Here is a 12639-nt window from a genome sequence, read left to right on the forward strand (position 1 = left end):
GCTGGATATTTCCAACCTCGCTACCCTTTTCACCTTCATATTTCGGCACGGCGCCGCTGAAATCCCACCTGGTCCCGATTCCAGCCAGCCAGAAGGACACCGCCTTCATACCATAGATATTTCCGATCCGCATTATCCAAAAAACCAGCACAAGTGTAAAAAAACATGCTTAAGCCGGAGGTCCGGGAAGGAACGGTTCGGGTGCAGAAATATTGCGGGCTGAAAGGTTTTTACCCGAGAATCCGATGGACCTCCCGGGCTATCTCTTCCAGGGTGTAAGGCTTTTTGGCAAAACCACTGGCTCCAAGGGCGCAGGCCCTGCGCACCTCCTCGCTCTCAGAATAACCACTGACAATCAGGGCCTTCTGGCCTGGACGTATCTTGAAAATTTCTTCCAGGGTCTTACGTCCGTTCATGCCAGGGTCCATAATCATATCCAGTACGACAAGATCCACCACCCGCTGACGAAGAAATTCAACCGCCTCCTCGCCACTGCCTACACTCTCGACCCGGTAGCCAAGCGTCTTCAGCAACCTCGAGGCGATATCCCGCTGCATCTCGTCATCATCCACCACGAGAATGGTTCCCTCACAGCCTGCGAGGACTTCAGAAGCTATGGAATCATCCCGGTTCTGCGGAGTTTCTCCAACAGCGGCCGGCAGTAAAACCGTAAACCTGCTGCCTTCCGGCCCGGACACCACACTGACTGTTCCACCATGATCCTGGACCGTATTCCAGACAATGGCCAATCCCAGGCCGGTACCACTCCGTCCCAGCTTCTTTTTGCTGTAAAACGGTTCAAAGATATGTGGCAAGTCCTCTTCAGGAATCCCGGCTCCAGTATCCTCCACCACAAGTTCCACAAAAGGCCCTGGGTCCAGAGTACGGCCCGCAGCACTGTCCCTGGTCACCGTGGTGTTGGCGGTAGAGACCCTGATCCGGCCGGAACCGCTGATCGCTTCGAAACCATTGGCCATAAGATTCATCAACAGTTTCATGACATGAACGGGAGAACAGCGGCACCAGTACAGGTCCGGGTCCAGCCGGGTCTCCAGTTCCACATCTGGATACGTATTACGCAGCAGGGTGAATTCCGGAGAGGCAATATACTGTTCCACCAGGTCGTTGAGAAGACAGAGTTCCCGTACGCTTGCCGCGCCCCGGGCGACAGTAAGCAGATCGGCGACAATGGCCGCCGCTCGCTGGCCTGAATCGCGGATGGCGGCCAGGATTTTCCTCTGAGGGCTCTCCGGAGGCGTCTCCAGTAAAAGCAGCTCCGGATAGTTGATGATTCCCGAGAGGATGTTATTAAGATCATGGGCCACCCCGCCGGCCATCATGCCGATCATCTCCGTCTTTTCCGCATTGCGGAGCCGCTCTTCCATTTCCCGGTGCACTTCCTGGGCCCTGACAGAGTCGGACACGTCACGAATCACAAGAAGTGCGCCTCCTGGATCATCCTCGCCGTAACTGAAAGGCACCCGGGCCACATCAAGATGCCTGTCGAGATAAGGCTCATAGTACTGGCTCCGACGCAGATCGTCTCCGCAGACATCCCGGAAACAGTATTTTGGTGGTCCGTCTGTGCCGTGAACCAGCTCGTAACAGTAATGTCCAACCACCTCTTTAACCTCGAGGCCGACCATATCGGCAAAAGGGATGTTGGCCCGCAGTATCCTGCAGTCCGGACCGATGATGGCGATCATGTCCGGCACCGCGTCAAAAGTCCGCTCCCAGTCTACCTTGGCCCGGCGAATCTGTTTCTCCACCTGCGTTCGGGCGGCGATTTCCTGCCGGAGCTTTTCCATCCGTTCGTTGAGCTGCCGGGCCATGATATTCATTGCCTGGCGCAAAACCTGCAATTCTTCCAGGCTATGGGACTCCGGAGGTATCTGGTAGGAAGGATCCTGGGAGATCTTTCTTGTCTGTTCCACCAGGATCCTCAGGGAACGCAGAAGGTACCGGGCCTGGAAAAAAAGAAGAAAAAAGAGCAAGCCCGCAACCAGCAAACTGGTCCAGGTTATAATGATGGTCCGCTGCCAGAACAGTTCCCGATCCTGCCGCACCTTCTGCCCGACCCAGGCGAAGATGTCCATCATGCCAAGCCGGTTCTGCAGGAGACTGCGCTCAATAACCTTTTCCTTTTTCTCCAGGTCAACGATCCGCCTGAAACTCTGCTCGAAAATACGACCATTTTCCTGCAGATCCTCCACCAGCAACCTGTCCTCCTCCTTACTGGACGTGGCGGCGAGGCTGTCCACCGCATTGTAGAAGGCCTGCATGTTGGTTGAAAAATCAGTCTGTATCCGCCGGAAATCGTACAATCCTCTGACCGCGCGGAAACCAAGGAAAATATCAGACAGTATATGCTGTAATTCAACGAGTTCCCCGATCACCTCAGGCTCCTGCTCTCCAGCAGGGTACTCCCTGCCGGAAGGAGGGAAGTCCACGCCTTTTTCAGGATTGGTCCTGGTCTTGGTGTCAAGTACATGTCGCAGGTTGACCAGGTGGTTTTCGTGCACTGTATGGAGCGCACTGGTTAACTCAACCACCCGGCGCCGGATATCACTGCGAAGGTGGGAAAGTTCACTTCTGTTCTCCTGGGACGATATGAGCAGCTCAAGGCGCTGATCAGGCAGGTCGGATTTATTTTCGTGGCAGGTGGTACACCGGCGGCTGAATTCCTTTACCCGGAGGATGAGCTTATTGTATTGAAACGGATCTTTCAGCAACCGTGTTTCATCCGCTGCCAGGCGGAGAAACCGGCTTTCAAGCTCCAGCATCTGGGCATAGGTATTATTGAGGCTGGTAAAACGGTGATTTAAATAAAAAGTCAGGCCCAGAAGCACCGTGAAAAGGAACAGCCCAAAGAGCATCAGGTAGAAATTGCCCCGGATGGATCGCGAATGCAGCATTATCTATCGTCTCCCTGCCTCTGTCTGCGGGACACAGCAGGCCATGGCTTCGCGTCAACCCTTACCAGGTTCCCCCGAAGCTCCACACCGATTTGCCGGTTTCTCTTTTCCGAAGCAGAGATGGAATCCGAAATCGTATGTCATGGGCCGGTGCCGCTGAGCAAACAGGTTGCGGCAGAAAACTTTTCCGCCAGTGGATATTCTCTGATTTATACCATAAAGTGACAGTCAGTTGAAGAGACGGTTCACTTTCCTGCCCTGGCCTGACACCTATACAGGGTCCCACAGCCTGCACAACGAAAAATGAAAGCTGTTGTTACTCCTCTGGAGGGTGGTACGGGAATTTCATATAAAACCCATTGGCATCCAAAATATCCTGCACACCTACCAGTGATTCCCTGGACATCATTGCACCGGTCTGTCAGATTTCTGCATGACCATCTTGCGCCGGGTTCACCAGAAACACCTCAATTGCCGGTTCAAGGAGGATCCGGAACAGAATCGGTGCCCAGGAGACTTGCAAGTCCTGAAAAACGGACGACCCGCCGCTGGACAGCAGTGCGCAGGGCCTGCGGAGACGAGCAGATGGTTAGCCTGGCCCGGGCCCGGGTGATCCCGGTATAGAGAAGTTCCCGGGTCAAAAGGGGGCTGTACCCGTCCCGACCGGACTCCTGTCCGGGCAAAAGTAAAAGGACATGTTCAAACTCGGAGCCCTGGGCCTTGTGAACGGTTATGGCCCAGGCGGTCTCATGACGCGGCAACCGGGCCGGAGCCACGGGCCGCAGGGTCTTGTCCGGACGGGGGAACCAGGCCATGAGCCGTCCCTGCCCGTCGGGCCAAAGCACCCCGATGTCCCCGTTGTAGAGTTTAAGCCCATAATGGTTGGCGAGGATCATGACCGGTCTCCCCCTGTACCATCTGGTGTCCGGCGGAATCAATCCCTGCCGGCGAAGAACCTGTTCCACCAGGACGTTCACCCCGGACACCCCGAAAGTCCCCTCGCGCAGGACACAGAGGATCCGAAACCTGTCCAGGGCCTCCAGGGCCTCACCAGGATCTCTGGCCGTGAAAAGTCGCCGGTAGCGGGCCACGATCTCGCGGGCCAGCCATTCCCGCTGTCGGGAAACGGAGACCGGGACCAAAGTAAGGTCTGCCCCCCCGGAGGCCATAATTTCTTCCAGTTCCCGGTCATCCCCCCGGTTAACCGCCCGGGCCAGACGACCGATACCGCTGTCATCATGAAACCGGTAACTCCTGTGTAACATAACCACAGCATCGTTGAACGGGGGAGGAGGCGGAGCCCCGGGTTTCAGCGCCATACCGGTCAGCCGGCCCATGACCTGACACAGCTCGCCGGACCACCCTTGATCCGCCCGCCGGCAGAGATCACCAAACAGGCTGCCCGCCTCCACCGAAGCCAGTTGATCACGGTCACCCAGGAGGATCAACCGGGCCTGGTGCGGCAAGGCATCTATCACCCCTGCCATGAGTTCCAGGTCAATCATGGAGGCCTCGTCTATGACCAGGACATCCAGGGCCAGCGGACGGCCCGCATCGTGCCGGAAACGACCGGAATCCGGGACAACTCCAAGAAGCCGGTGCAGAGTCATGGCCTGATCCGGGACCTCGATGTCCAACTCGGCAAGAAACCCTCTGATCCTGGCCGAACGCAGCACCTTGCCAATCGACTCCTGCAGCCGGGCCGCGGCCTTGCCGGTGGGCGCAGCCAGACCGATACGCAGGCCGCCGCCGTGCATACCCTGCAGCAAGGCGAGCAGCCTGGCCACCGTATGCGTCTTACCGGTGCCGGGTCCCCCTGATATCACCACCAGACGTTTCACCAGGGCCAGGGCTGCCGCGGCCCGCTGCCAGTCCACTGTATCAGCGATCGGGCCATCAGGCGTCTGTCCGGAAAACAGCAGCCCAAGCAACGAAGCTCCCTTCTCCGTATCCACATTTTCCAGAACCCGGCTTTTTGCAAGCAATTCCCTGGCAACCAGCTGCTCGTAGCCAAAATAACGGCCCAGGTAAAGCCGGTCATCCTGATCCAGGACCAGGGGCGTCGAAGTATCAGAAGAGACAATCCCGGACCGCAACAGGCTGAAGCGCCAGCTGTCAAGGTCCGGCGTCCGCAGCGCGGGTGCATCTTTCCCGCTCGCCAGTGTCCCGAACACCGGTTGCCCGGACACGGTTTCCAGGGGCAGGCAGACATGGCCCTCGCCAACCGCCCTGCTGACCAGGGCCGCTGCCAGCAGCAGCCAGGGCTGGTCACCACCGGCCAACCGCTCGAGAAACAGGGCAACATGCCGGTCCAGGTCACGGAGATGGCCGCTGTTAACCGCCTGTCGCAGCAGATCCGCCACCCGCAGGTCCACACCATCCAATCCCATCACCCCTCCTCGTCTTCCCGGCCCTGGCAGGCCCGGTCAAGAGATTCTATCAGCTCCCTCTGCGGACGGGCCTGAAAGATACCCGTACCCGCCGGATTGTCCGGGGCCATACCCCGCAGAAACAAATACAGGGCACCGCCCATGTGGATATCGTAGTCATATTCTGCGAGCCGGGTTTGCAAATAACGGTGCAGGGCCAGGATATAAATAAGGTACTGCAGGTCGTAACGGTGCTCGAGCATGGCCTGGTCAAGTCTTTCCGGACAATACTCTTTGACCCCTGATCCAAGAAAGTTGGACTTGTAATCCACCACCCAGAAACGACCGTGATCACGGAAGACCAGGTCGATATAACCCTTCATCATTCCGCGCAGAATCCCGGATTTTTCAGGCAGCGAAATCATGCCGAAGTCCTTGAGTATTTTGCTCCAGCGGCCAAGATCCAAACCGTCCAGGGAAAAATAGAACCCCATCTCGCATATCATGCTGCCAGGATCCACTCGGGCAAGGGACTGGTCGCTGACAAGCGGAGTGGTCACCACCTGTTCCATCCAGTCGCACACCACCCGGGTCCAGGCGTTGTCAATGCCGGCCAGATCAAGTTGAGCGGTGACAATTTCCTGCAATCGTTCCCGTTCGGAAACAGACAGTTCTTTCAACGGACCTGATTCGTTTCCGACCGTCCTTGCGCCGCCCAGAAACTGTTCCAGAATATTGTGCAAACAGGTGCCTGCAACCGTACCACGCGGAAAGCCGAACCTATCCCGGGGCGTCATAGCCGTCTTTTCCAGACCGGCCGGATGGTTCAGGCTGTTCAGATCAGCCGGGGTCAGGTCATCATGGTATCTGTCCATCTCAAGCCCAGACTCATGGCCCGACACCAGGCCGGAATAACTGGTGACACGCCAGCCCGGATCGACCCGACCGGTGAACACGCGGGAGACAATCTCGTCAGAGCGGGCGGTGGTCGCTGAAAAACGACACGGCCCATCCTCTCCCTGGTCTGGAACATCCTCGATCCCCACCCGGCTCACCTTGATTATCTCGCGACCGTTTGCCGCGACACGGGCGGCACGGGCGACATCATGCAACTCCTCGACAATCCGCTCATCGGGCAGTTCCTTTACCGGCACCACCCGGCCATCGGAATCCCGGTGGAGAAGATAAGCCAGGGCGGAATGCTCCAGAGACCGGAACCGTCCCCAGCAGATCACCGTACCATAAATTGCCCTGGTCATAGCCACGTAGAGAAGACGCAGGTCCTCGGCCAGCCTCTCCTGCTCTGCCTGGTGGTAATGGGACTCGACCTCACTGCCCAGATCCACCTGACGTTCCAGGGTATGCGGATCGTGAAAGACAAAAGGCCTCGTACGGTCACAAACCTTTCCCGCCCAGAGAAAAGGCAGGAAAACCAGAGGATACTGCAAACCCTTGGCCTTGTGGATGGTCACGATCCTGACCAGGTTCTCGTCACTCTCCAGCCGCAGCTGCTGACTTTCGCTCTTTTTTTCCCTCCCGGAGCACTGCAGCTGCTGCGCAAACCAGCGGACCAGACCGGCCACAGAAGTGGCCGACCGGTTCCAGGACTCCTGCAACAGTTCCGCTAGGTGCATGTAATTGGTCAGCTGCCGCTCGCCGGAGGTCGTCTGCGGACCACCGGCATGCCGAAGCAGCCGGTTGGCCATTCCTTCCCGGGCCACCAGGTACTGCAGCATGGTCACCGGCCCATGCTCTTCCAGACGCCGCCGGTATTCCTGGAGCATGTTCAGCCGCCCTTCCCAGGCGTCCTCGTCGTGACCGAGCCGATCGAGTCCGACCGCGTCCAGGCCAAAGAGCGGACTCACCAGGGCAAGCCGGACCAGCCCCTCGTCTTCGGGATTTTCCAGGGCCAGGAGCAGGTGCAGCATGTCCTCGGCTTCAGGACTGCCAAAAACCGACTCCTGGCTGTAACAGACCGAAACAATATTATGCGTACCAAGTGCTTTCTGCATGACTGCAGCCTCGTGATGGCTGCGGACCAGGACCGCGATATCGCCGGAAGACAGGGGCCGGACCGATGCACCGGTACCGATCCGGGCCCGACCCTCAAGCCCGGCGGCCAGCAGGCTGCTGATCCGGGCCGCACACAGCGAGGCCGCCGCCTCCCTGCCTTTCTCGCTGGCCAGAACACCACCGGAACGGGATCCGGCCAGCTCTCTGGCCGGTAAAACGAGAAATTCCATAGCCGGCAACCCGGCACCATCCACCAGCAGCGGTTTTTCTTCTTCGATGCGACCGGCCGCCTGCGCCGGATGAAGACGAATATCACTGGAGAAGACAAAGCTGTCCCTGGCTTTGAAGAGTTGATTCACCGCCTCCACCATGGCCCTGCTGGAACGATAGTTGGTGCCGATGGTGTAACGGCTTTCCTCCGGGGTATCGCGACGGGCCTGGATATACGTGAAGATGTCGGCCCCGCGAAAAGAATAAATGGCCTGCTTGGGGTCACCGATCATGATCAACCCGGACCGGTCTTCCCGGCTGCTGTAGATGGTTTTGAAAATCAGGTACTGAACCGGATCGGTGTCCTGAAACTCATCCACCATGGCCACCGGGAAACGGGACCGGATGCGACGCACCATCAGCCCGTCTATATCCTTCTGCAGAGCCTGGTCAAGCTGATGGAGCAGGTCGTCAAAGTACATTGCATCCTGTTCCTTCTTGCGCTGTTCAAGCTCGTGGATCATAAACTCTCTGGCCTCGACAAGAATCGCTATCCTTCTCAGGGCAAGAAGCCGACCATGGGCAGTGAAAAAACGATCAAAGAGGGTAAAAAACGGATGTTCCGGCCGGATACCTTTTTTTTTCACCTTTGTATCCATCACCGACCGGGCCAGCAGCTGGGTGTCCGGGGACAGGCGCCAGACCAGGGTTTCTTCCTCTGCCAGCCGGTCCATACCGGCCAGGGCCTGCTCCACCCGCTCATGAGAATAACCCTTTCTCTTGTCCCGGCTGAGACCCGTGGCTGAGGCCAGTACCTCTGCGACCTCTTTCCGCACCCCGGGCCAGGCCCGCTGTATCTCCCTCTGTAAAACCAGGCAGGTTTGGCGCAACTCCTCAACTTCATTCAGATCTATGACCGGAAGACAACGCACGCCTCTTTCCAGCAACAGGCCTTCAATAGCACCCAGAAGCGCCACCGGACCGGACCACTGTTCCAGGATCCAGGCAGCCTCAGCAGACTCCAGGCCATAAAACCGGCTGCGCCAGAAATCTTCGGCGATTTGCTGCCGAAGCACGCTCTCGCTCTCAAGAAACTCGACGTCAAAAGACATACCGGATTCCACGGCATGGTCCTGAAGAACCCGTTGACAAAAACCGTGGATGGTATGGATTGCCGCCTCATCCATCCGTGACAGAGCGTCTTTGAGGAGTGTAGCCCCTTCCTCCCCACCTGACTGAGTCACCAGCTTCTCCAGGAGCGGATCACTGGACGTTGCCGGGCGCTGTTCCAGCAAATCCAGAGCCTCGCGGATCCGGTTTCTGATCCGGTCACGGAGCTCCTCAGTGGCTGCCCTGGTGAAGGTCACCACCAGAATTTCATCTACCGGCAGCCTTTTTTCGAGCAGGAGACGGAGAAAGAGAAGAACAATGGTGTATGTCTTGCCGGTTCCGGCCGAGGCCTCGATCAGCTTCCGGCCGGTCAGGGGAAAGGTCAGGGGGTCAAGTACCTGCATCGTCTTCCTCCAGTACATCCAGGACCGGATCCCAGATCCGGGTCAACTCCAGGAACCTCTGATCCAGGGGATCACGCCCCCGAAGGGCTATCCGATAGGCCAGGTCCTGCTGTTCTCCCGGGATTTTGAACGGACCAAACCACTCCTTTTCGGCCTCCCGTTGCTCCGTCCCCCTGCCCAGACGCCTGGCCCTGGCCCAGGCAAGGCTGGTCCGGGGAAAAAAATGGAGCGGTTCCTTCAGGCCGCACCGGTACCAGTGGAGCAACTCCGCCAAATACTCCCGGGCGGTTTCCACCGGCGGCAGGGAAAGAACAGAGTCTGTGCCCAGGTGGAAACTGCGGCGCCCCCTACATTCCGGTGCCACAAGATTCAGCACCAGGTGCAGGATCCAAAGCCGGATCAGGTCGCCCCCCTTCCACCTGGTCGGACGCCAGGTCACAAGTCCTTCGGCATAAAGCCCGTACAGCGTGCCAACCAGCCTGGTTCCCGCCACCTCCAGGTCAACGACGGACAACGGCTCGCGCCGATCCCGAACAAGCATCGAGAGCCTGCGCACCAGAAAAGACATGCTCTCAGATAGATCCGCCAGAAGGATATCGCCAAATCCACCGTGGGGCAAAAGCCCCCGGGCCCGGAGAATTCGTCCGCACTCCCCCTCATCCCGACCGGCGAGCAGGCAGTCCACGCCCTGCCTGGCCAGGTGATATCGCTCCAGCGCGTCCAGGGCAAATGGCTCGCTTTCAGCCAGCGCTTCCTCGCCAACCCATAACCGCACCCCAAGCCGTTCCTGAAGAAAAAATCGCACCGGATGACTCCAGAACCGGGCCAGGAGATTGATATCAACGACTTCCCGCTCACCACCGGGATCACTTTCAAGTCCGGAACCAGGCAGGGCCTGCGACACAAACGGCTCCACTTCGGCCCCTGTTTCCCGGGGCGGCATCCAGTAAGTGAAGAAGCTGCGGTACTCCGAGTCGGTAAAGCACCTTGTGGAAAAAGGTTGCAGCGGGTACTCCACTGTCAACAACGCACTGGCCCGGAAGTTGTCGTCATCAGCGGCAGGATCAGACCTCGCGGGAACGCACCCGCGGTCGATATAGTCCTGCAATTCACCGACCACCACCGAGGGCGGCAGAAAGCTCATGTCCACCTGGTCCCGGCCTATCCAGGAAATATGCAGATACTCTCGGGCAGAAAGCAGGGCTTCAAGGAAAAGGTACCGATCATCATCACGCCGGTTGCGATCACCGATCCGGGGTTCCCTGGCCATCAGGTCAAAGGAGAGCGGACGCTGCACCCGGGGAAAATCGCCATCGTTCATACCCAGCAGGCAGAGTACCCGGAAGGGTATGGCACGCATGGGAACCATGTTGCAAAAAGTGACCTTACCTGACAAAAACGGCGAGGGTGCCGGAGAGCTGTCTAAGGTTCTCCTGAGCCAGGTGCGAACCAGGTCCGGCTCCAGGGATTCGGTGAACCCTGCCCTGGAGCAGGTACTACTGAAACACCCGATGATCTCCCGCAACATAGCCAGGCTGTGCTGCTCCGGACTTTCAGTACCGACAAAAAAATCATCAATCAGGGCAACCAGTACCTCCTGCCAGCGTGAAGGAGCGGCCGGCTCGCGAAGGATACCGCTCCAGGTCCGCAGCCGTTCGACAAGAGAGGCCAGAACACCAAGGAGATGGGTGTCGCGGGAAGAGAGATCGCCAAACGGCTCCATGTCCACCCAAGTCCCGGAGGAAGGAACACCGTCTGTCTGCGACACACCGTCTGTCTGCGACACACTGCAGGGGGTGGGGGAAGGGCCGGCCACATGGCCAAGCAGCAGACGATCCAGGCCAAAGCACCAGGTGTGCAGGCCGGAACTACCGGAATTATGGCACGAACAGCTGTCTGCGACACACCGTCTGTCTGCGACACACTGAGAGCGATGGGCCTGATCAAGGCCCCAGCGAATACCGGAGCGCGCGACCAGGGTCCGCAGCCGGCTGACATCATCCCCGGCCAGGCCAAGACCGTTCCGGACAGCATCGGTTTCCAGCAGGGCCAGAACCTGGGGTGCGGTCATCCGTCCAGAAAGGACCTCCAGCAGGTCGAGAAATGCACGGATAACAGTATGATGGGCGGTAAGGGAGCGATCGGCCAGGGACCAGGGAATCCGACCGGGCTCTTCGGCCGTTCCGAAGACTCCGGCAATGGCCCCGTGGTACCGTTCGATATCCGGAGCCATGATCAGAATATCCGAAGGCAGCAAATCCGGCAGTTCCTGGAAAAGTTCCAGCAACCGGTCATGGAGAACCTGCACCTCCCGCAACTCACTGTGACAGGAGTGAAAGGTTATGGATCTGTCTCCCGGTTGAAGGACAAAAGAGGGAGTGTCGACTCCACTGCGGTCATGGAGATGAAGGATATCCTGCTGCACTGATCCAAGCAGGCTTGCTGGATCTTCCTCCTGGTAGAGATCGTATTCCCGAACAGGCATGGAACCGTCATTGAGCGTCCCGAGCAGGAGTTGAAAAAAGTCCCGGCCCACCCTGCCCAAAGAGGCCAGCAGCGGATTGCCCCGGGCATAAAATTCACTGACATCTGTCCGCTCCTGCCGCCGCCAACCCTGCCGTTTCCTGGCCATTTCCCGGTCAGAAGCCACATCTTCCCAGTAACCGTGACAGGGGCTCAGGTGAAAGATATGCACTTCGGTGAAGCTGGCCACGATCCGCAACACCTCGAGATAAGCCGGAGCCAGGGAGCTGATGCCAAAAAGACAGACCCGCTCCGGCAGGACGTCAAAGCCTGTCCCCTGAACCCGACCGGACGAAAGCACCTCGGCGCTACGGACCTGAAGCCGCTGGAGCAGAGCCGCCCGATGCGGTTCATCACCATCGGCCAGCGCCCGCCACAAGATAGCCTGCCAGGAGTTGTCTGTGGGCGACACACTGTTTCCACCCCGTTCCCAGGCCAGGATCATATCCGGCCGAAACACCAGGTACTGGTCAAAAAGATCACTGATCCGCCCGGCGAGCTGAAACCGTTTTTTCTGATCGGTATCGGGATGAAGGTAGGAGGCAAGTTCACCAAAAGCAGGTTGCCGGCACAACTCGGGCAGCAGGGCCATTATCCGCCACTGCAGCACATTACGGTCAAAGGACGATTCCTCGGGCAGCGGCCCGAGAACCGCGGCAAACACGTCCCAGACAAAACGGGCTGCCAGGGGAAAGGCCAGGTTGGCGGCAATGCCGGAGTGACGGGCAAGCTCCAGGGAAAGCCAGCGCCCCATGCCCGGGTTCTGCACAACCACGACCTCGGGAGCCAGTGGCTCAGCAAGCGGCCGCTCCAGTACCGCGGCCAGGGCCTCCACCAAGTGCTCCTGCCTGTTGGACTGATAAAGAAACAAATGACCTGTTACCACTGTCTAACCATTACGTATCGCCTTACACGACTCTGCAGGCTTGCAGGTGAAATAATAAATTTGTTCAAGCGAAAAAAATTATGGCGCTGCAGATAATCTGCTATAATGTGAACAGCAACATTACTCGAAAAATTATTGCTGCAGCAATATATCCGGCCACCAATGCCTGGCGCTTCGGAAAACAGGCGGCCGGAACCCGCACGGGAAAA

4 protein-coding genes are annotated in these 12639 nt (G+C 58.3%); all 4 read right to left on the reverse strand.

The window, feature by feature from the left end:
• Nucleotides 1–230: 230 nt before the first annotated feature.
• Nucleotides 231–2915, reverse strand: a complete 2685-nt coding sequence (locus tag ACXJJY_RS05070; RefSeq protein ID WP_456385656.1) for a response regulator — start codon at nucleotides 2913–2915, stop codon at nucleotides 231–233.
• A 479-nt stretch (nucleotides 2916–3394) separates the two neighbouring features.
• Nucleotides 3395–5305, reverse strand: a complete 1911-nt coding sequence (gene recD, locus ACXJJY_RS05075; protein WP_456385658.1) for an exodeoxyribonuclease V subunit alpha — start codon at nucleotides 5303–5305, stop codon at nucleotides 3395–3397.
• Nucleotides 5305–9021: an exodeoxyribonuclease V subunit beta gene (gene recB / locus ACXJJY_RS05080; RefSeq protein WP_456385660.1), complete on the reverse strand. Its 3717-nt coding sequence runs from the start codon at nucleotides 9019–9021 to the stop codon at nucleotides 5305–5307. The genes recD and recB overlap by 1 nt, the downstream gene beginning before the upstream one ends.
• Nucleotides 9008–12415, reverse strand: coding sequence for an exodeoxyribonuclease V subunit gamma (gene recC / locus ACXJJY_RS05085; protein ID WP_456385662.1), 3408 nt, complete (start codon nucleotides 12413–12415; stop codon nucleotides 9008–9010). Before recC ends, recB begins: the two co-directional genes overlap by 14 nt.
• Nucleotides 12416–12639: the final 224 nt, after the last annotated feature.

The organism is Desulfolithobacter sp. (assembly GCF_054025815.1).